Annotated in this window: 20 protein-coding genes; 13 read left to right on the top strand and 7 right to left on the bottom strand. The window is 64.0% G+C overall.

What is annotated here, in order from left to right; all coding sequences use genetic code 11:
* Positions 1–2 precede the first annotated feature (2 nt).
* Positions 3–713 (bottom strand): PIG-L deacetylase family protein, encoded by a 711-nt coding sequence (locus AC4D1W_RS01980; protein ID WP_490897624.1) that lies wholly within the window; start codon positions 711–713, stop codon positions 3–5.
* Entirely contained in the window at positions 710–1,240 is a 531-nt protein-coding gene (locus AC4D1W_RS01975; RefSeq protein WP_490890557.1) for a ferritin, read from the bottom strand. Before AC4D1W_RS01975 ends, AC4D1W_RS01980 begins: the two co-directional genes overlap by 4 nt.
* A gap of 304 nt (positions 1,241–1,544) precedes the next feature.
* Here AC4D1W_RS01975 and AC4D1W_RS01970 point away from each other — a divergent pair, with 304 nt between their 5' ends.
* Positions 1,545–2,984, top strand: coding sequence for a stealth family protein (locus tag AC4D1W_RS01970; RefSeq protein WP_490897876.1), 1,440 nt, complete (start codon positions 1,545–1,547; stop codon positions 2,982–2,984).
* 13 nt (positions 2,985–2,997) lie between these two features.
* On the opposite strand, the gene AC4D1W_RS01965 is transcribed toward AC4D1W_RS01970, so the two are convergent.
* Positions 2,998–3,909: a phosphodiesterase gene (locus AC4D1W_RS01965; protein WP_490897623.1), complete on the bottom strand. Its 912-nt coding sequence runs from the start codon at positions 3,907–3,909 to the stop codon at positions 2,998–3,000.
* A gap of 182 nt (positions 3,910–4,091) precedes the next feature.
* On the opposite strand from AC4D1W_RS01965, the gene AC4D1W_RS01960 reads away from it, so the two are divergent.
* The 3 genes from AC4D1W_RS01960 to glsA all read left to right on the top strand — a co-directional run bounded on the left by AC4D1W_RS01960 (position 4,092) and on the right by glsA (position 7,221).
* Positions 4,092–4,838 carry a M50 family metallopeptidase gene (locus AC4D1W_RS01960; protein WP_490890555.1) on the top strand — a complete coding sequence of 249 codons (747 nt, stop codon included), beginning with the start codon at positions 4,092–4,094 and terminating at the stop codon, positions 4,836–4,838.
* Between the two features lie 107 nt (positions 4,839–4,945).
* Positions 4,946–5,359, top strand: a complete 414-nt coding sequence (locus AC4D1W_RS01955; protein ID WP_490890554.1) for a hypothetical protein — start codon at positions 4,946–4,948, stop codon at positions 5,357–5,359.
* A 47-nt stretch (positions 5,360–5,406) separates the two neighbouring features.
* Positions 5,407–7,221, top strand: coding sequence for a glutaminase A (gene glsA / locus AC4D1W_RS01950; RefSeq protein WP_490897622.1), 1,815 nt, complete (start codon positions 5,407–5,409; stop codon positions 7,219–7,221).
* Between the two features lie 9 nt (positions 7,222–7,230).
* Here the strand turns inward: glsA and AC4D1W_RS01945 are convergent, their stop codons facing one another.
* Positions 7,231–7,779 (bottom strand): GNAT family N-acetyltransferase, encoded by a 549-nt coding sequence (locus AC4D1W_RS01945; RefSeq protein WP_490890552.1) that lies wholly within the window; start codon positions 7,777–7,779, stop codon positions 7,231–7,233.
* A 9-nt stretch (positions 7,780–7,788) separates the two neighbouring features.
* A complete protein-coding gene (locus AC4D1W_RS01940) occupies positions 7,789–9,336 on the bottom strand; it encodes an MDR family MFS transporter (RefSeq protein WP_490897621.1) in 1,548 nt (515 codons plus the stop codon).
* A gap of 479 nt (positions 9,337–9,815) precedes the next feature.
* On the opposite strand from AC4D1W_RS01940, the gene AC4D1W_RS01935 reads away from it, so the two are divergent.
* A complete protein-coding gene (locus tag AC4D1W_RS01935; RefSeq protein ID WP_490897620.1) occupies positions 9,816–10,676 on the top strand; it encodes a transposase in 861 nt (286 codons plus the stop codon).
* 277 nt (positions 10,677–10,953) lie between these two features.
* Positions 10,954–11,535, top strand: coding sequence for a hypothetical protein (locus tag AC4D1W_RS01930; RefSeq protein ID WP_490897619.1), 582 nt, complete (start codon positions 10,954–10,956; stop codon positions 11,533–11,535).
* A 50-nt stretch (positions 11,536–11,585) separates the two neighbouring features.
* On the opposite strand, the gene AC4D1W_RS01925 is transcribed toward AC4D1W_RS01930, so the two are convergent.
* Complete coding sequence (locus AC4D1W_RS01925) at positions 11,586–12,092, bottom strand: metallophosphoesterase family protein (RefSeq protein WP_490897618.1); 507 nt, start codon at positions 12,090–12,092, stop codon at positions 11,586–11,588.
* A 54-nt stretch (positions 12,093–12,146) separates the two neighbouring features.
* Between AC4D1W_RS01925 and AC4D1W_RS01920 the strand changes: the two genes are divergently transcribed.
* The 7 genes from AC4D1W_RS01920 to AC4D1W_RS01890 all read left to right on the top strand — a co-directional run bounded on the left by AC4D1W_RS01920 (position 12,147) and on the right by AC4D1W_RS01890 (position 19,190).
* On the top strand, positions 12,147–12,989 hold the full coding sequence (locus tag AC4D1W_RS01920; RefSeq protein WP_490897617.1) for an SDR family oxidoreductase: 843 nt from the start codon (positions 12,147–12,149) through the stop codon (positions 12,987–12,989).
* Between the two features lie 154 nt (positions 12,990–13,143).
* Positions 13,144–13,944, top strand: coding sequence for a mechanosensitive ion channel family protein (locus AC4D1W_RS01915; protein WP_490897616.1), 801 nt, complete (start codon positions 13,144–13,146; stop codon positions 13,942–13,944).
* 44 nt (positions 13,945–13,988) lie between these two features.
* Complete coding sequence (locus tag AC4D1W_RS01910) at positions 13,989–14,189, top strand: hypothetical protein (protein WP_490897615.1); 201 nt, start codon at positions 13,989–13,991, stop codon at positions 14,187–14,189.
* A 185-nt stretch (positions 14,190–14,374) separates the two neighbouring features.
* Positions 14,375–15,694, top strand: coding sequence for a serine/threonine-protein kinase (locus AC4D1W_RS01905; RefSeq protein WP_490897614.1), 1,320 nt, complete (start codon positions 14,375–14,377; stop codon positions 15,692–15,694).
* Complete coding sequence (locus tag AC4D1W_RS01900; RefSeq protein ID WP_490890543.1) at positions 15,691–16,251, top strand: hypothetical protein; 561 nt, start codon at positions 15,691–15,693, stop codon at positions 16,249–16,251. Before AC4D1W_RS01905 ends, AC4D1W_RS01900 begins: the two co-directional genes overlap by 4 nt.
* A 172-nt stretch (positions 16,252–16,423) precedes the next feature.
* The gene (locus AC4D1W_RS01895; protein WP_490897613.1) at positions 16,424–17,863 is read left to right on the top strand and encodes an APC family permease; all 1,440 of its coding nucleotides are present in this window, start codon (positions 16,424–16,426) and stop codon (positions 17,861–17,863) included.
* Between the two features lie 70 nt (positions 17,864–17,933).
* Positions 17,934–19,190, top strand: coding sequence for a phospholipase D-like domain-containing protein (locus AC4D1W_RS01890; protein ID WP_490897612.1), 1,257 nt, complete (start codon positions 17,934–17,936; stop codon positions 19,188–19,190).
* 33 nt (positions 19,191–19,223) lie between these two features.
* Here AC4D1W_RS01890 and AC4D1W_RS01885 read toward each other — a convergent pair whose 3' ends face one another.
* Complete coding sequence (locus AC4D1W_RS01885; protein ID WP_490897611.1) at positions 19,224–21,044, bottom strand: gamma-glutamyltransferase family protein; 1,821 nt, start codon at positions 21,042–21,044, stop codon at positions 19,224–19,226.
* Positions 21,045–21,082: the final 38 nt, after the last annotated feature.

Below are 21,082 nucleotides of genomic sequence, written 5' to 3'. Positions count from 1 at the left end.
TACTACAGCCCGTAGAGCTCCAATCCGACCGCGGGGCCCCCTTTGCCTCCGGAGTTCCGGCTGGTGGCGGAGCGGACCTGTTCGGTGGCCTGTTCCTCCACGGGCCGGCTGTCCAGTGCTTGCAGGTACTTCGAATGCGCGGCAAGGGACAGGATCGCTTTCTCAACGCTATCCTCGCTGACCGGCATGGCGTGCGTGGGGTTCATGCTGAGAATGGCCGTCCATTTCACCTGGTGCCGCGGGCCCTCAAGGTCCGGGAAGATCCATTCATTGGCTGCGTCGGAGACGGCGTTCAGGACCGACCGGCCCAGTGCCCGGTGATCCTCGGAGTTCCACATTCCCGGCCCCCACGTGTCGCCATGGTTCAGCGTCACGATGCCGTCGGGCTGGTGCCGGCGAATGGCCCGCGCCAGGTCGCGGCGAAGATCGAGGGACTCCGTCAGGCGTCCGTCCGGGTAGTCAAGGAATTCCAGAACGTCGACACCCACGCGGTCACACGCCGTGCGCTGCTCGCCCTCACGCAACGGCCCGCTCTCCTGCGGCGGGAGCCCCGCGATCCCGGCCTCACCGCGTGTTGCCAGCACGTAGCGGACCTCCTTGCCCTGCGAGATCCATTCGGCCACCGCGGCGGAGGTGCCGTACTCAGGGTCGTCCGGGTGTGCCATGAGCACCAGCGCACGCTGCCAGTCCGTGGGGAACGGTTTCAGAGTCACAGGGCGCCTCCGGCCGTGGGCGGCATGTTCGGGTCCTTGCCGGCGTCGCCAACGGTTTCGCGGGCAAGGAAGTTCTCGACGTCGAACAGGTTGTCCGCCCGCTCAACGATAGCCAGGAGGGTGGACATGGAGGCGACCTCCTCCACCTGTTCCTTCAGGAACCAGAGCATGAACTGTTCCCCGAGCGCGTCGGTCTGCGCCCGGGCCTGGGCGAACATCGCCTCGATGTCGGCGGTGACCTGCTTCTCCTGGGACAGCGCTAGCGCGATCGGTTCGACGACGGACGTGAAGTCATTCTTCACCGGTTCCACGCCGGGGATCTGCACATCCTGACCCCGGTCAAGCATGTACTGAACCATCATCAGAGCGTGATTCCGCTCTTCCAGTGACTGCCGGTAGAAGTGCGTGGCGAGACGCGGCAGGTCCTGGCCGTCGAACCACACGGCGATCGCCAGGTACTGTTGCGAGGCCGCAAACTCGTTTCCAATCTGCCGCCTCAACAGTGCAGTGAAACTCACGTCTGCCATGGTGTCCTCCGTTGCAAGGCACCCGCATGGGGTACGTCGGGATGGGTCGGGGTCCTTCTAGGCAGGCTTATCATTGGAGCAGCAGCCGTGCAAGCAATCTGCGAGTGCACCGGCACCACCGCCTTTGGAACAACCGTTGGAGGATCCCATTACAGATACTGCCGCCCAGCATGATGTGTATTTCGGCGCCCCGGAGGTCGAGAACGACACCGAGCTGCTTGAGTCCGCCTCCAGCGCTGCCGTTGCCAGACTGAGCGACCGCGATGACATCACCACGGTCAAGCGTAGGTTCGCCCTCATCAACATGCATACAACGCCGCACCAGGCGATGGTGGAGGACCTGTTGTTTGTCCGGGAGGCGCTTGAGCGTGCCGGTATCGAGTACTTGCTGGTCCGCGGCAATGATGAACGCCCCGTCGTCGCGGTTGACCTGAAGCACCGTGAACGGCTCCGGGAGGCGCTAGTGGAGGCGTGCCGCAACGAGCCGTTCTACTCGCGGACCGTGGACACGAAGCGGCGGACAACGCTGCTTGTGGCCGACGGCGCCCTTTCCCCGAGCGAGAAGGCCCGGATCTTCCGGTTGTTCCGTCCCCGCATCGAACCGATCGGCGGACTGACCTTCGGTCCTTCTGCCGGTGTGCAGATCGAGCTCTGGTCCCTCGACGGTGACCGCATCGAGCTCCCCATGGAGAACTCCCTCACGCGGCGCACCCTGCCCTCGAACGAAGTGGTGCGCGGCTCCGTGACCCGCCATGGGCTGGTCTGGCCGACGATCGACAACATGTTCGCGGACCATGCGACGGATATCGATTTCGAGATCGACCTGGTGTTCACGTGGGTTGACGGAAGTTCACCGGAATATCTGGCAGCACGCGCTGCCCGAATGAAGAACGCCGTCGTGGGCGAGGGGGATGATCACGAGGCGCGGTACCGCCAGATCAACGAGCTCAAGTACGCGCTGCGCTCCGTTTACATGTTTGCGCCGTGGATCCGCCGCATCTTCATCGCCACGGACTCGGAGCGTCCGGAATGGCTGGCTGATCACCCATCCGTGACACTGGTTCGTTCCGAGGAGCATTTCAAGGACCCCTCCGTACTGCCGACCTACAACTCACAGGCGGTCGAGTGCCAGCTGCACCATATCCCGGACCTGTCCGAGCACTTCCTCTACTCCAATGACGATATGTTCTTCGGCCGCCCGGTGGGACCGGACATGTTCTTCTCCCCCGGCGGCATCACGAAGTTCATCCAGGCGGACACCCGCATTGGGCTCGGCGAGAACGACGCCGAACGTAGCGGATTCGAGAACGCTGCACGTGTGAACCGTCGGCTCCTCCACAAGCGCTTCGGCCGGATCACCACACGCCATCTCGAGCACACGGCCGCTCCGCTGCGCAAGAGTGTCATGATCGAGATGGAGAACGAGTTTGAAGCGGAGTTCGCTGCGACGGCCGCGTCCAAGTTCCGTGCCAAGGACAACATCTCCGTCACCAATTCGCTGTACCACTACTACGCCCTGTTGACCGGCCGCGCCGTGACACAGGAATCGGCGAGGGTGAAGTACATCGATACCACCATGCGCTCCGGACTGCGCAAGCTTCACAAGCTGCTGGACAAGCGCAACATGGACCTTTTCTGCCTCAATGACGGCAGCTTCCCGGAGATTCCGGCCGAGGAGCGCGCCCGTGCTGTCACCGACTTCCTGGAGAAGTACTTCCCGGTGAAGGCTCCCTGGGAAAAATAGCCGAAGCAGCCGGTCAGACGCTCGTGAAGGCTCTCGCCGGCGATGCCTCCGCGATCTGCACACCGGCCGCTGCGAGGCGGCGGCGGGTTTCCTCGCGGGGGACGGTCTCGCCCACGGCGGTGTGCGTCCCGACGGGGACCACCGAGTGCACCACGGTGTCCTCGTACACGTGGACCAGGTTGTAGGCTTGGGCGCCGTCTCGACCGCGTGTGCCGCCGTCGTCGTACGTGAGGTCCTGCGTGTAGCAGGTGGCGGACGCCACCGACACCGGGATGCCCGCGAAGAGCGCGCTGGTTGAGTAGTGCAGATGCCCGGCGAGGATCGCACGGACATCGGTGCCGCGGATGACGCCGGCAAGCCGGTTCTGATCACGCAGTTCCACCAGGACCGCCAGGTCCTGGACACATGGGACCGGCGGATGGTGCAGAGCGAGGATTGTTCCGTATGGCGCCGGGGTGAGGAGTTCATCGGCGAGCCAGACGAGCTGCTCATGGCTGATCTCGCCGTGGTGGTGGCCCGGCACCGTTGAGTCGAGCGTGATGATCCGCAAGCCGTTGATCTCGTAGCTGCGGTCAAGTGGAGCGGTGTCCGCGGGCTCGTTGAGCAGCTCCGTTCGGAGAGTGGCGCGGTCGTCATGGTTGCCCATGGCCCAGATGACCTCGGCGCCGAGTTTTTGAGCTGCGGGGTCAACGATGTCCCGGAGCTTTGCGTACGCTTCAGCTTCGCCTTTGTCCGCGAGGTCGCCGGTGAAGACGATTGCGTCAGGTCGCGACCCGGACGCCTCCAGATCGGAGAAAATCTGCTGGAGCCGAGCCTCGCTGTCCACTGCCCCATACAGGGGTTCCGGACCGCCCACCAGGTGGGTGTCGCTCATGTGCAGGATGAAATGTTGCGGCCGTGGATGCTCGGCCGTCCGGAAGTTCATGATCGCCTTTGTCGATAGCTCGAATAGCTTTCACTTCATTTAACCCTCATCAAAGCAGAGGCATTCCTACCTTGAGATGAACGTCACACGGCGAGTCTGTTAAAACTTCCTCGTCCGTGACGGGACTCGATGAAGGGGATTCGTTGCCGCCTCAGGCGAGGATGGCCCTGTAGCATCCCAAGGTGGAATTAGTAGCGCAGTGGTGGGACCGGATCGTGGCCGGCTTCAGCAGGAGTCAGCCGCCGGAGCTGACGTTGACCGAGGTCGTGATCATCCTGCTGGCGGCCGCCGCCCTGTCCGTACCCAACGCAACCTGGCGCTACTTCGGACTCTTCAGCACGATCGTCCACGAGCTCGGCCACGCCTTCGCCGCGCTCGTCACCGGGAACCGGCTAGCCGGCATCCGGCTCAACTTCGACCATTCCGGCCTCACGACGTCGTTCGGTCGCCCCGGCTGGAGAACGGCGTGGACAACGTTCTGGGGGTACCCGGTTCCGGCCGTCGTCGGGTCCGTTCTGGTCTGGGCCGGTTTCGCGGGCTGGGCACAAGCAGCTCTCTCCGTCGGTGCGCTTGTGCTGCTGCTCTCCCTGCTGTTCATCCGCAATCCCGGCGGTGTGCTCATCCTGCTGGGCACGGTGGCGGTCTCTACCGTCCTGGTGGTCGCCGTTCCTGCCGAGTTCGCCGGGCACACGGTGGTTGCCCTCGGGATTGCACTGCTGGTGGGGTCCATCCGCGACCTCGGCAAAGTGGCCGCAGTCCACCTCCGACGACGGCGGAACCGCGGCCAGTCCGATGCCTATCTCCTGTATCGCTCCACCGGAATCCCGGCGGTAGTCTGGCTGACCCTGTTCACTGCAGTGATCGTGGGTTCGTTCGCCTGGGCGTGGACGGTCGTCAGTGCAGGGCTGGGACTGCCCTCCGCTGCCTAATTGCTTAGTCCGTGGCAGCGGACAATTGCGGCGGACAGTTGTGGCGGCGGACACGGGAATGGACGTAGGCTCGAAGCGGTCCATCCACTGTTCTCAAAGGAGCTCCGATGAAACTCAGCCACATTCCCCTCCGTCTCAGCACCGGCGCATTCATCCTCAATTCCGGCCTGAACAAGCAGGAGATCGACAGGGATACGGCTGCCTACCTGCAGGGAATGGCGGCCAACGCATTTCCGCAGGTCAAGGAGCTGGATCCCAAGAAGTTCGGCAAGGTGCTCTCCGCCGTCGAGATCGGGCTTGGCGCCGCGCTGCTGCTGCCCTTCATCCCGAGCCGCCTCGCCGGTCTGGCCCTCGCAGGGTTCTCCGGGGGACTGCTGGCCATGTACGTCCGCACACCCGGGATGACCAAGGAGGACGACATGGACATCCGCCCCACCCAGGAGGGCACTCCCGTTGCCAAGGATGTGTGGATGCTCGGAATCGCGCTCTCGCTCATCATGGACAGCCGTCGGAAGCGCTGAACCGAACGAATTGAGCACCGCTCACAACTCGCCATAGTCTTGCTCCTATGGAATCTCCAATTGAGGGCTATCTTTCGCGGATTCATCGGGAGATTTCGGAGCTGAAGGACGGAAAGCCGTACAGCACTATTCCGGCCATGGCCAACGTCAATCCGGACAATTTCGGGATCTGTCTCACAACTGTGGACGGGTACATCTACGAGATTGGGGATACGCGGGAAGAATTCAGCATCCAGTCCATCTCGAAGCCCTTCACCTACGGCCTGGCACTTGCGGACCTCGGCCTGGACAAGGTGGATGAGAAGGTCGACGTCGAGCCTTCGGGGGATTCCTTCAACGAGATTTCCCTCGCCCAAGGAACAGGACGGCCGGCGAACGCAATGATCAACGCGGGCGCCCTCACGGCGACCTCCCTGATCAAGGCATCGGGCGGCAACACCCGCATCAAGCGCATCGTCAATACGTACTCGGCCTTCGCGGGCAGGCAACTGTCCATCGACGAGGAGATCTTCTCCTCCGAGCTGGAGCATGGTCACCGGAACCGCGCCCTGGCGTACCTGCTGCGGTCCTTCGACATCATCGAGCATGATCCGGTGCCGGTCATCGAAGACTATTTCCGCCAGTGTTCCGTCCTGGTGAATTGTCTGGACCTCTCCCTCATGGCGGCAACCCTTGCCAACAGCGGCCGGAACCCCATGACAGGGAAGCAGGTTATGGAGATCGTGCCCGTGGAGCGGGTCCTCTCGGTCATGACCACCTGCGGAATGTATGACGACGCCGGATCCTGGATCAGTACCGTCGGGATGCCCGCGAAGAGTGGAGTAGGGGGCGGGACCATCTCCGTGCTCCCCGGACAGGTTGGCCTGGCCGTCTACTCCCCGCCGCTAGACGAGCACGGCAGCAGCGTGCGAGGCATGGCCACCAGCCAGCGGCTCTCGCAGGATATGGAGCTTCACTTTGTCCGCGCGGCCCGTGTCGGCAAGTCCGCGATTCGCTCGACCTACGACATCTCGGCGGCTCCCTCGGGTATCCGCCGCGGCGACGAGGCTATGGACCTCCTCCGCGACCATGGGCACCGCGCCCGCGTGGTTGAGCTGAACGGTGACCTCCTTTTTGCGGGCACGGAGTCGATGGTCCGGGAACTGAGCTCCCTTACCGATGAGGTGGAGCTCATCATCCTCGACCTGCGTCGTGTGGATGAGGTTGCGGACGTATCGATGCGCCTCCTCGCCGAGGTTCGCCAGAACCTGGTCGATGATGGCCGGGAGCTGGTGCTGATAGATGCGGAAGGCACGCTCGCCGATACTTTCCGCGACGTCGACCGTGAGGTCCCCACTTTTGATACGCGGACGGCGGCTGTCGAATGGTGTGAGAACCGACTGATCGAGACCTACGGCAGCGAGCTGGATCTGCCGAGCCGCGTCGACATCTCGCAGTGCCCTGCCCTGAGTCCGCTCAGCAATGAGGACATCCAAAAACTCGCAGAGCGGATGGAAGACCGAACCTACAACGACGGCGACGTCATCCGCCGCATCGGTCAATCCTTCGGCGGAGTGTTCTTCATCCTGTCCGGCGGCGTCACCACGTCGGTGGTCGGTCCCGCCGGGCACCGGGTGAAACTGACCACGCTGAGTGCGGGGATGACCTTCGGGGAACTCGCGCTGGGCAGCGATGATCGTCAGGAAACCACTGTGAAGGCCACAGGGAAGGTCACCATCAAGCTCCTCACTGCCGACGCGATAGCGCGGTTGGAGTCGGAGGACGAGCGGCTTGCGCTTGAACTATGGAAAGCCCTGACCCGTGACGCCTACACCCGGGTGGATCTCTATCTCAGGGAAACGGCGGTGCGAGTCCGGGACTGATTCCTGCGGCTATTGACGCCGATCCGAGGGGAGCATTCCCATCACTATGGCGTCAATCCACTCACCGTCCCAGTGCAGGGCGTCCCGCAGCCGTCCTTCAACCTGGAATCCGCACTTCTCGTAGACCCGTTGAGCGCGCTGATTGAATGCGTACACCTCAAGGCTGATGCGGTGCACCCCGATCACATCGAAAGCATAATCGACGACGGCGCGGGTCGCCTCGGTCCCATAGCCCCGCCCGAATCTTGAATCCGCGTTCAGACCAATCCGAAAGCCGATGGAGCTGTTGTCTGCGTCGTAGTCGTTGAGCACCACTTCGCCGATGTGGATCCCGCCGGAGTCCAGGATGATCGCCCAGTCGGCCCGCCCGTCCGCGGTCGCCAAGCCCGCAAGCCAGGCCTCGATCTGCGGTCGGGTGAACTGGGCGTGGGTCCCGGTCAGGCGCATTGACTCGGGATTCTGCAGCGCCGACCAGGTTCCCTCGAGGTGTTCCGGACCCAACGGTTCGAGCCGCAGGCTCGGTGTGGTCAGGACCTGCGGGGGCGTGAAGATCGACACTGGGCGGCCCTAGTGTGCCAAGGGAGCGGCAGCTACGTCGTCGCCGTCCTGCTGCGACGGTGACTTCGATGACGGTGATGATGAGGACACCGGCTCGGCGGGTGCCGGCTTGCGGATGAAGAGCGCCGCGACGACGGCGAACAGGAAGATTACTGCCCCACACATGAACGCCATGCGGATGCCGCCTGCCAGCGCAGGAACTTCTGCAGCACCGGCGGCCATGAGCGCGCCGGTTTGCAGCGTCATAACGGACACGAAGAGAGCAATGCCCGCAGCTCCTGCCAGTTGCTGCATGGTCCCGACCACCGCACTCGCGTGGGAGTACAGGTGCGGGCGGACAGAGCCGAGCGCGGAGGTGAAGAGCGGAGTGAACATTCCGGCCAGTCCAATGCTCAGCACCACGTGGCTGGCAAGCACCAGCGGAACCGGAGTGGCCGCGTCGACGAGCGTGAGCGCCCAGAACGCGGAGGCAACCAGTATGGATCCCGGAACTACGAGGATGCGGGGGCCGTGCCGATCGAAGATCCGGCCCACCACCGGTCCAAGGAGTCCCATTGCCAGTCCCCCGGGCAGCAGCATCAGTCCGGCGGCCGCAGGTTCGAGACCGAGCACGTTCTGCAGGTAGATGGGGAGCAGAATAATTGTTCCGAACAGCGCCATCATGCTGATGGCCAGCACGAGGATTGACACGGTGAAGGTGCGGGATTGGAAGGTCCGCAGGTCAAGCAGCGCCCGGTCACGGCGCTGCAGCACGATCTGCCGTGCAATGAAACACGCCAATCCTGCAAGTCCGACGGCAAGCGGAAGCCATCCTGGAATGCCTGAACCGCTTGCGGCAGCCTCACCGAACTGGCTCAGGCCGTAGACAATCCCACCGAACGCAAACGCGGAGAGGATGACGGAGAGTACGTCGATCGGTGTGCGGCGGGGCGTTGTCACGTTCTGGATCCGGATGCCGCCGAGCACCAGCGAACCGACCGCGATGGGAAGCACCAGCCAGAACATCCACCGCCAGTCCAGCACGCTGAGGATGACGCCTGAGATCGTGGGACCGATTGCGGGCGCCACTGAGATGACAATCGAGATGTTACCCATCGTCTTGCCACGGGACGACGGCGGCACAAGGGTCATGACGGTGGTCATCAGCAGCGGCATCATGATTGCAGTTCCGCCGGCCTGGATCACGCGGCCGACGAGGAGCATGCCGAACCCGGGCGCCATCGCGGAGACAAGGGTGCCGATGCTGAAGAGTGTCATCGCGGCGAGGAAGACCGGCCGCGTGTTGAAACGCTGAATGAGGAAGCCGGTGATGGGGATGACAACCGCCATCGTGAGCATGAACGCCGTCGTCAGCCACTGGCCGGCGGAGGCAGTGATCTGCAGGTCATCCATGAGGCGGGGCAGCGCCACGCCCATGATGGTTTCGTTGAGGATGACAACGAAAGCCGAGACCAGAAGCAGGGAGATGACCAGCCTGTCCCGGGGTGAGATGTAACCGGGATCGTTCGGAACGGTGCCGTCGTCTGCCTGTGTGCTTTTGTCCGTCTTGTGCGGCACGAAAATCCCCCTGAAGGTACTGAAGGGCGCGCAGAAACGTGCGCAGCCAGAAGTAAAAGCACCCGGCGCCGCTGCTTATTCCCGACCCGCCTTCTCGGGCGTACTGTTGCTCATGAGCCCCACTGATGGAGAGGAAGCTGGAATGTCTATCCCGCCGCCCCATGAACCGCATCCCGATCCTTCTCAGCCACGGCCCCCGGGTGAACCTGCACCGGAACCGCAGCCCTCGCCGTCCCCGTACCCTATCCCCGACCCGGGACCCGACACTCCGAACATTCCGCCGGAGCCCGGCCCCGGGCCCTCCCCCGACCGGCCCATCCCGGAACCGGGGCCGACCATTCCGCCCCTGCCCTGATCCTTGCGTGCGTCGGCGGTACTGTTGCTCCTGAGCGCCCAGTGAACGCCGGTCGCGCGGCGTGCAGGTCCGCGTCGGCTGACTGGACATCGTAGCCCGCCGACCAAATGGAGCCTGTTTCCCAGTGTCCGACCTCGCCGACATCGCGTCCGAGCTCTACTCGCGGCCCCTGGACGAATTCACTGCAGCCCGGAATGACCGCGCGAAGAGCCTCGACGACAAGGCGCTGGCCAAGGAAGTCCGTGCTCTACGCAAACCGTCGGCTTCAGCGTGGCTGCTCAATATGATGACCGCCCACCGCGGCTCGGAGCTGCGGAAAGCGCTGGAGCTCGGGGCAGCGATGCGCGAGGCGCAGGAACAGCTCGATCGGAGCGAGCTGAAGAAGCTCGGAACACAGCGCCAGCAGCTTATTTCGGCGCTGGTCAAGGACGGCGTCGCTCTCTCCGAGGAACTCGGACATCCGGCAAGCACGGCGGCGGCCCTGGAGGTGGAACAGACCCTGCGGGCGGCGATGGCCGACGCCGGTGCCGCGGCTGCCGTCTCTTCCGGCCGCCTCATTCGGCCACTGGAAGCCACCGGCTGGGAAGCCGTGGACCTCACGGGCGCTGTGGGCGGCCCCTTCGAGGCCGGCATTGACGGGGCGGGGTCCGATGCGCACGAAGGCGGGCACACTAAACCTGAGCCGGACCCGGCTGCCGAAGCGCGTGCCGAGTTGGAGGATGCCGAGGACAGGTCCGAGGAAGCTGAATCGGCCCTCAAGCGTGCCCGTGCCCGGGTGGACCAACTTGAGCGCGACCGCGAAGCACTCGTCTCCCAGGTGAGGGAACTGCGGAAGCGGATCCGCGCGCTGGAACAGGACATTGACGTCATCGATGACGACGCCGATGACGCTGTTCGCGAGCGCACGGAAACCGAGCGCACGGCGAGGGAGGCCACCCGCGAAGTTGAGCGGGCCCGGAAGACGGTCGAGAAGCTCCGCCGGTAACGCCGCGATAACGATCGGTACAGCCCAAAAAGGAATGACGCTCAGGAAGTGTTCCGTCGCCGTGAGGGATTCTGGCCCGGCAAGCGATTTCCTCGGGGGCTCCCCCAGAACACCTGCCGGTTCCTTCACCGACCGTTAGATCACGGAGGCATTACGGAACGTTGCGGGTTACGCGGGCCCGGTTTAGCGTCGAAGTTGGCGCTGGCGGTTACGGCCGCCGGCGGCCGCCACTCATACTGTCAAAACAATTGAGCCTGAACATTTGGGAGCGGGAAAAATGGCTAAGGTTCGAGCAGACAAGCGCAGGCACGCCGCAGCAAGCGGTCAGGACGACAGCAAGTCGCGCCGCCGTAATACCTGGCTGATCGTCGTGGCAGCCGTCGTGTCCGTGTTGTCACTCGCGCTCGGTTGGCTGCAGTTGCAGTCAGTGCAGCGTGCCATCGGCATGCCGGTCCCAGACCTGATGGTCGGAGGGTACGACGCCGCGTACCTCGAGTCAGTCCGTGCGGTCATGGACGAGCCGGTGATCGAGCGTTACCAGGCCGCGCACTACCTGTGGGACCTAATTTTTCCCGTGGCGTTCGCCGCTTTCATCATCCTCCTGGTCCACCGATTCGGCCGGCGCTCACCTCTCCGCTGGCTGTTCTACGCCGTCGCCGTTCTGTACGCTGTGGTGGACATCGCGGAGAATTTCGTGATCGAAGCCGCCTTTGCCTCCGCAGAGGTCACGGCCTCCCTAGTGATGTTCGCCAGTTTCCTGACGACGGCGAAGTTCGTGCTCTTCGCCGCTGCCATCCTGGCCTTTGTGCTGTCCTTCCTGTTGATCCCTACCTCAAGCCGGCAACGCACCGACCACTGACGGTCAGCCGGCCTGCGCGGGCCGCTCGGCGAGGGTGATTTCCACTTCCGCTATCGTGCTGTGACTTTGTGGAGGCGCACGTCCGTGAGGGCGCCGTCGTCGGCTTGAGCGGTGAGGAACGTACACGCGGGTTGCCTGCGGCGGTCCGTCGGCGAGCCGGGATTCACCAGCCGCATTCCCTTGGGTGTGGTGGTGTCCCAGGGAATGTGGGAGTGCCCGAACACCAGCACATCCACCTCGTCGAACGCGGCATCCATGCGCTTTTCCCGGCCGGGGGCTGCACCGGTTTCGTGGATCACGGCGAAGCGCACACCCTCCAAGGTCACCCGGGCGATTTCCGGCAGACGCTCCCGCAGGTCCGCGCCGTCGTTGTTCCCAAAGACGCCGATCACCCGCTGCGCGCGGCGCTCAAGCTCGTCGAGCAGCTCAACGCTCACCCAGTCGCCCGCGTGAACGACGACGTCGGCGGCCTCCGCCGCGTCCCAAACCTCCGGCGGGAGGTGCCGCGCACGCTTCGGCAGGTGTGTGTCGGCGATGATCAGTAACCGGGTGGCCATGGCCCCAAGTCTGGCACGACCCTTCGGGCCGGTCCTGTGTGGGAAGCTCGGAGGATGACTGTATTGATTGCGGGATGCGGGGACCTCGGCACGCAGGCGGGACTCTATTTTGCGGGCGCCGGGCAGCGGGTTGTGGGGTGGCGGCGGTCCGCTGAGAAGCTGCCGCCGCAGATCGAGGGCGAATCCGTCGACCTCAAGGGCGAACTCCCGTCCCTTCCCGAGGACACCGACGTCGTCGTCATTGCGTTGACGGCTGATGGGCGAAGTGAGGCCGCCTACCGGGCCACCTACTACGACGGCACAGCGAACCTGCTCGACGCCCTTGCCCGGGACGGGGTGACGCCGCGGAGGATCGTCTTTGTCTCCTCGACGGCTGTGTACGGCAACGACGACGGCGGCTGGATTGACGAAGGCACCCCGCCCTCACCCTCGACCGCCACCGGCGCGGTACTGCGGGAAACGGAGAAACTGCTGAGCAACCGCGCGCCCCAGGCGGTTCTGCTGAGGCTCTCCGGTATCTATGGACCCGGTCGCACACGGCTGATCGACCAGGTGCTGAACGGGATGGTACGAGCAGGCAGTGCACCGCACTGGACCAACCGGATACACCGGGATGATGCGGCGGCGGCCATCGTACACATCGCAGGGCTCGAAGCCCCCGCCGAGGCTTATCTCGGCACAGACCGTGAGCCGGCAATGCTTTCCCATGTGCAGGAATTCCTTGCGACGGAACTCGGCGTACCTGTTCCTCCTGCGAGTGCCGCTGACGATGCGCAGGCCACGGGAAAGCGCTGCAGCAACGCGCGGCTGACCGCGAGCGGATTCGAATTTACGTACCCGACCTACCGGAAAGGGTACCGGGCAGTTCTGCAGGGAACCGGCGTCCGGTACCCCTGACTACCTCCGGATCGGTTCGACCAGGCTCCGAAAAAGAAATACTAAGCATCCTTTCTATTTTCTCGATGTGTGCTTACTGTTGGAAGCGTGCAACCCGGCGGACAGCCGTCCCGCCGCCCTGACAGCTTCGTGAAGCCATATTGATGGAGGTTCCATGGAAGAAACACTGAGAAGCGGTCTCGCCTCGGTCATCGAGTTCCTACCAAAACTGTTGCTGTTCCTCGTCATCCTGGTGGTCGGGCTACTCATAGCGAAAGCGATCTCCAAGGCGCTGGACAAACTGCTCGAACGCCTGGGCTTCGACCGGGTCGTAGAACGCGGCGGCGTCAAGAAAGCACTCGCCAAATCGTCGCTGGATGCCAGTGACATCATCGCGAAGATTGTCTACTACACACTGGTGCTGTTCGTGCTCCAGTTCGCCTTCGGAGTCTTCGCGCCTAATCCAGTCAGCGACCTGCTCGAAGGCATCATCGCCTTCCTCCCGAAGATTATCGTCGCAATCATCATCGTCATCATTGCCGCTGCCATCGCAGCAGCGGTCAAGAGCCTGATCCAGAACACCCTTGGCGGGCTTTCCTACGGGAACATCCTCGCGAATATTGCAAGCATCTTCATTCTCGGCATCGGCATCATTGCGGCCCTCAACCAGGTGGAGATTGCAACCACCGTAACTACGCCGATCCTCATCGCCGTACTGACCGCGGTTGTCGGCGTCATTGTGGTGGGCGTCGGTGGCGGGCTCATCAAGCCCATGTCCCAGCGCTGGGAGCACTACCTCAACAGGGCAGAAGAAGAAGCGCCGCGCATCAAAGCTGAGGCCCAGTCCTCGCCGTCGGCCTCGGAACAGCTCAAGGGCGCAGCTCAGGGAGCCAAGGCGCGCACCCAGACCACGGAGACCGCCGGCAGCACCCAGGTGAACCGTGCAGACGATCCCGCCGCGCCGCGGTTCCGCTAGTCCATCCCCTCGTAACGAAGTCACCAATAGATAAGGAACACCTCATGAACATCGACAAGCAGCAGATCATCGACCTCCTGAAGAACCAAGGCAACCACGACAAGGCACAGCAGGCTGAGCAGGAACTGCCGAACCAGGTGGACACCGAGCGCGACTCCGGCCTGCTGGAAAAGCTCGGCATCAACCCGGCGGACCTCCTCGGAAAGCTCGGCGGCGGCGGCGGTCTGGGCGGCCTGCTCGGCTGATTCCCTGGACCGTCATGGAGGGTGCGCGTCGCGCACCCTCCATTTTTTGAGAGTTCGCACGCCGTCCTCTGGAGGTGGGAGTGTCATCAAAACCTGACGACCTACCTTGAGCCGGCGCTTTCATGAAGAGGACAGTGCACTTTCATGAATGGACGGCGACAACGGAGAATGAGGAGGTGCCTGACATGCAGCTACCCCCTCCGCCCGACAGAATGCCCACCCCAGCCGCCGGACCGAAACCTGGCTGGCAGGTCGCAGATGCCGCCGGCGAAGTACTCGACGGACGATACCTGGTTGGGGACCTGCTCGGCAGCGGTGGCATGGCGGAGGTCCGCAGAGGTCACGACCAGCTGCTCGACAGGGACGTTGCGATCAAGCTCTTCCGCGGTCAACCCGGGGCCCGACTCACAGAACGGGAGCGCGTCGAAGCGCAGCTGTTGGCCAGCCTGGATCATCCGGGCCTGGTCAAGGTGCACGACGTCGGCAACTCCGCCACCGCCGGCTGGGTGGTTATGGACCTGGTCGATGGGCCCGATCTTCACCGGTTGCTGCGCAACGGGCCGCTGGAGGCCGAGCAGATCTGGGCCATCGGACACGACGTCGCCCGGACCCTCGCCTACGTCCATGCGAAGGGAATCACTCACCGCGACGTCAAACCGTCCAACATCCTGACCCGCGATGCCGAGCCTTCGTCGGGCCGCTTCGGGTACGTCCTGACGGATTTCGGCATCGCCCGGCGCGCGGACGGCGACCGGCTCACCGCAACGGGTGAAACGATCGGCACCGCCGCATACTTCAGCCCCGAACAGGCACGGGGCGAAGCGGTCGGGGCAGCGACTGACATCTACGCCCTCGGCCTGGTACTGCTGGAGTGCCTGACGGGTGAGCCCGCCTTCGAGGGCCGCGGAATAGAGACCGCGCTTGCACGCCTGCACCGGGCCCCCGCAATTCCCGCCTCCGTCAATCCGGCGTGGCGCGACCTTATCGCTGACATGACCGCGGGCACGGCCAACGCCCGCCCCACCGCGGCGGAAGTCGCGGGGCTACTGGCCTCCGGACGGAATGCTTTTCTAGCTGACCACCACCCGGCCGAGGACACGGGTCCCGAGACCACTGTGCTGCCGGGTGCTGCCTATACTTCCCACTCCACCCGCCGCGCTTTCGTTCTCGGACTCAACGACGACGACGACGGCAGCAGCGGTGCAGCGGGAAGAGGCGGCGACCGCCGGACGTCCGTGGTCGGCTCCGGCTCAACCTCCGAGCGGGAACCGACGAAACGGTCTGCGCAGCCGCACGGTCCTGCCACGTCCGTGACCAGGGAGCCTTCACAGCGCAGGCGGCTCTGGTGGGTGGCGGCCGCCGTCGTCGTGGTGCTGGCACTGGTGTTGCTGGGTGTGATCCTGTCGGGCATCCTTACGCCGGCGCCCACTCCGGAACCGCTGCCGTCCGTGCCCGGGGTACCCGGGGAAAGACTGTCCGAACTTTACGAAAGTGTGCAGCCATGAGTTCGAAGCGATGGATTCTTGTACTGGCGCTCGCTGTTCCGGGCCTGGCAGCATGCGGCGGGCCCGAAGCCATTGAGCCGGGCACCGCCAAAGCACTTCAGCAACAGGTGAGGGACCTTGCCGCGGTGACGCAGGAGGGGAACTTTGAGCTCGCGCTTGAACGGGCCGAGGCACTGAAGGCCAACGTGCAGCAGGCTCAGGACGCCGGCACTGTGACACCCGGGCGGGCAGACCAAATCCAGGGCAACATCACCGCCTTCATCGAGTCCATCCAGCCGGAGGAGGCACCCGTGCCGGAGGAAACGCCTGCGTCAGTCACACCCTCGACCGAGCCCGCACCCGCTCCCCCTGCAGCCACGGTGCCGGGCGTAACGGAAGACAGTGCGGACCCGGAGAACACCCAGACGGACGTTGAGAGAGAAGCCGCGGAGGATGCGGCCAAGGAAGCACAGAAGCAGGCCGAAAAGGAAGCTGAGGAAGCCCAAAAACAGGCGGAGGAGGAAGCCGAGGAACAGCAGAAGCAGGAAGAGGAGAACCGCGAGCGCGAGGAGGACTAGCCTCAGCGCGATCGGTTGGGTCTGCCCTGGGCACAACCCGACGACCCGGGTTGCGGGCCTCTCCTGAAACACTTGCCATAAATCTGTCCGCCCAGGCGGCTGTGGGACTACGCTCATCTCACACCGAAACATGGAGCCGGTTGGACCGGCCAGGGCCAGAAGGGTGACGCTCATGTCAGAGCAGCAGATTTCCAGGGGCGCAGAGGACACGTCACTCCTGAAGGTCCTGGGAAACTGGGACGCCCTGGCGCTGGGGTTCGGGGCAATGATCGGTTTTGGCTGGGTGGTGCTGACCGGCGGCTGGATCGGTTCTGCCGGAACCATGGGTGCGGCGTTGGCCATGGTAACCGGCGGCATCATCATGGGAGTGGTCGGCCTGACGTATGCGGAGTTGACAGCCTCGATGCCCAAGGCGGGCGGTGAACATAACTTCCTCCTCCGCGGAATGGGGCCCCGCTGGTCCTTCATCGGTTCATGGGCGATCACCGGCGGGTACGTCACGATCGTTGCGTTCGAGGCTGTGGCCCTGCCCAGAACTGCGCTGTACCTGTTCCCGGGTCTGAACCAGATACCGCTGTGGGAAGTGGCCGGAAGCCAGGTGTACCTCACCTGGGCCCTTGTCGGTGCGATCGCCGCCGTCGTAGTTACCGCGATCAATATCCTCGGCGTGAAACTCGCCGGCGTCGCGCAAACCTTTGTGGTGCTGTTCCTCCTGCTCATCGGCCTCATCCTTATCTTCGGGTCCTTCACCGGTGGTTCCACAACCAACATGGAGCCGTTCTTTGCGGGCGGACTCGGTGGGTTCTTCGCCGTGCTCGTTGTGGTGCCGTTCCTTTTCGTCGGTTTCGACGTGATCCCCCAGTCGGCGGAAGAGGTGAACATCCCCGCCCGCCAGATCGGCAAGCTGGTTGTAGTCGCTGTACTGCTCGCAACTATCTGGTACGTCATGACTATCCTGACCACGTCCTCGGCCATGCCCGCGGACGATATTGCCCAGGCAGACATCGCCACCGCGGATGCGATGGGAGCCCTCTTCGGAAGCGACCTGATGGCCAAGGTACTGATTGCCGGCGGCATCGCCGGGATCCTCACCTCCTGGAACTCGCTGCTGCTGGGCGCCTCACGGCTCATGTATTCCATGGCCCGCTCCGGTATGCTTCCCTCCTGGTTCGGCAAGTTGCATCCGAAGTACCGCACGCCCGCCAATGCTCTGATGTTCATCGGCGCGTTGTCCTTCCTGGCACCATTTTTCGGCGTATCGATGCTCGTCTGGCTGGTTGACTCCGGCGCACCCAGCATTGTGATTGCGTACATTCTGGTGGCAGTGGTTTTCGTGATCCTGCGTCGGCGGGAACCTTCCATGGAACGGCCGCTTCGCGTCGGCGGACCGGGCAACGGCGGCCTGGTCATCGGGGTCGCCGCTGTAGTTCTCTGTCTTGCCCTCCTGAGCCTGTACCTGCCCGGAATGCCGGCGGCGCTCACTCCTCCGCCGTGGATCCTGTTCGGCCTTTGGTGGCTGCTCGGAATGTTCTTCCTGTTCCGGATCCCGCGCGGAATCGAACCGGGTGAGGACGCCGAGCACCGGCTCCTGGCGGCGCTGAACAAGCGTTAGGGGCGCAGCAGCCGGCGCCGGCGCCCTCCGGCGCCGGGTTCAGGTTCCGTCGCCTACTAGGCTTACCTGCATGCGCACTCTCCGCCGCCTTCAATTGCTCGACCTGACTCGTTCGCTGCTCTCCCGGGCGGCCATGGCGTTCGCAGCCGTGCAGGCGATGGTGATTGCCGTCATCGTTCTTGTTGATGCAGTGCAGAAGAAACGGCGCAGCAAACGTCCAGGGTTCCCCCACCCGGGCATCTTCGAATCCGAAGTGGCTGGGTCTGCGACCACGGTCTTCACCTATGGGCACGACCTCTACGAAGACATGCTCGCCTCGATCCGGAACGCCCGGCACACAATCATGCTGGAGACTTTCATCTGGAAGGGCGACGCCCTTGGACGCCAGTTCAAGGAAGCGCTCAACGAGGCCGCCGACCGGGGCGTGAACGTGTACGTGATCTATGACGGCTTTGCGAACCTCGTTGTACCGCCCACCTTCTACCGTTTCCACCCCAACGTGGCGGTGTTCCGGTTCCCGGTGGTGCGCCCCTCCATCGTGTTCACCAATATCCGGGGCACCGGGTTCGACCACCGGAAGATCCTGGTCGTTGACGATTCCGTTGGATACGTCGGCGGTTACAACATCGGCTCCGTTTACGCGTCCAAGTGGCGGGACACGCACCTGAAGCTTGAGGGAAGGTCGGTCTGGGAACTCCGCCAGGCATTCGTGTCGTTCTGGAACGCCGCACCCAACAAGCGCCACCGCCCGCTTGAGGAAAAGAGCGCAGAGTTCTGGGAACCGCGGTTGCGGGCCGTCAACAACGTCCCTGCGAACCTTGTCTTTCCGATTCGCGGCGTTTATCTGGATGCCATCAACCGCGCGCACAGCCACATCTACATCACCACGGCCTATTTCATCCCCGACCAGCAGATCCTGGACGCGCTCCTGCGGGCCAGCAAACGCGGTGTCGATGTGCGGGTCATCCTGCCCGAGGACTCAAACCACGTGGTCTCTGACTGGCTGTCACGTGGTTTCTACTCGTCGCTACTGCGCGAGGGCGTCAAGATCCTCCTCTACCAAAACGCCATGATTCATGCCAAGACCGCCACAGTCGACGGCAAATGGTCCACCGTGGGAACGGCGAACATCGACCGCCTTAGCCTGACCGGGAATTACGAGATCAACATTGAATTGTTCGATGAGGATCTTGCCGCCATCATGGAGCGCATCTACGAGATCGACAGCAGCAACTGCCGGGAACTCTCCCTCAGGGAATGGGAGAGCCGCCATATTGTGGCGCGGGTCAGCGAAGCGATCCTCGCACCGCTGCGTCCGTTCCTCTAACCTCGCGCAACGTCTTGCTCAGCGACGCCTTACTCAGCGGCCGGCTGCGTAACCCTGCGCTCCGCGCGGGTTAGCGGCGGCCATCAGGACGCCGGTCGAGGGGTCGCGAACAACCGACGACAGGCGGCCAAGTGCCCAGTCCCCCGCCCGAGTGATGATGTGTCCGCGCTTTTCGAGATCCGCGATCACGTCCTCCCTGAGCCGATCCTCCACGACGGCGCCGCCCGGTTCCCAGATGCGCGGGAAAAACGAGCCCGGGATCGACGTCGTATGCAGGGACGGAGCGTCAATGGCCTGCTGCGGCGAATACCCGCCGACGATCGTGCGGAGTATGTAGAGCAGCTGCCACTGATCCTGCTGATCGCCGCCGGGTGAACCGAGGGCGACAACCGGCTTGCCGTCCTTGAGGATCAGGGTCGGCGTGAGTGTGGTGCGGGGCCGCTTCCCGGGCTGCAATGACGACGGCGCACCCTCTTCAAGCCAGGTCATCTGCAGCCGGGAGCCCAGGCAGAATCCCAGTTCAGGGATGGTCGGGGACGACTGGAGCCAGCCACCCGAGGGCGTCGCGGAGACCATGTTGCCCCACTGGTCGACGACGTCGATGTGGCAGGTGTCGCCGCGTGTCTCACCGCTGCGGGAGACGGTCGGCTCCCCTACGCCGGCGAAGCCGTCCTTGCCTGCCAGCGCGGGCGGCGTGTATTCGGTGCGCAGCGGCGGCGTGAACGGCGTGTGTCCGGGAACCGTGCCCGGGCGGAAATCGGTGGACGCCTGGTCTGTGATGAGCGCCCGGCGCTCCGCAGCGTACTCAGCGGACAGCAGGTAATCCATGGGAACCGAAGCATCACCGTAGTAAGCCTCGCGGTCGGCGATGGCCAGTTTCTGGGCTTCCAGGATGGTGTGCGCTCCGAGAGCAGTGGACGGGTCCAGGCGGTCGTCGTCGAACCCGTCCAGGATGGCAAGAGTCTGCAGCAGGGCGGGGCCCTGGCCCCAGGGGCCGGTTTTGGCGATGGTGTATCCGCGGAATGTGAGAGTGGTCGCTTCCTCGTAGCCCGCCTGGAAGTTCGCGAAGTCCTCCAGGCTCATAACCCCCACGTGGTCCTGTCCTGAGGAGTGTCGGTGGGGGGCCTTGATAAATTCGACAGCGGCCTGCGCAACGAAGCCCGCGCGCCATTCGCGCCGCGCAGCGTCAATGCGCTGTTCGCGTCTGGATAAGGCACCATCAGCACTTCCGGCGTCAATGAGCCGGTCGAGGACAGAGGCATACGCCTCGTTTCGAACGATGTCACCGTTCTCGGGGATCTTGCCGTCCGGCATCCAGAGCGCCGCGGAGGTGGGCCAGTGGTCAGTGAACAGATCCTTCACTGCGTTGATGGTCGCTCCAACGCGGCCGACGATGGGGTGCCCGTTACGGGCGTAACCGACGGCGAAGGCCAGCACATCATTCAGTTCCCATGTGCCGTGGTCGCGCAGCAGCAGAAGCCAGGCGTCGACGGCGGCCGGGACGGCTGCAGCCAGCGCACCGGCGCCGGGGACCAGTTCAAGACCCTCGGCGAGGTAGTGCTCCCGGGTCGCAGCCGCGGGTGCGGGGCCCTGGCCCATCAGGATCACGGGCTCGGAAGGGTTCTCAGCGGTCGCGAAGACACCGGTCATGTCACCGCCGGGTCCGTTGAGATGCGGTTCAACCACGTGCAGAACAAACGCACCCGCGACTGCGGCGTCAAACGCGTTGCCGCCGCGTTCCAGGACAGCCTGTGCTGACGCCGTTGCGAGCCAGTGGGTTGAGGCCGTCATGCCGAAGGTGCCCTGAAGGGTGGGGCGCGTGGTGAACGAATCCGGTGTAACGAAAGCAGTCATCGAGGTCCGTTCATGGTGGCGTTGAGTGTGGTCCCGTT

This window comes from Arthrobacter sp. TJ-170, from assembly GCF_058269305.1.
This window is presented reverse-complemented; position numbering and strand designations above follow the sequence as displayed.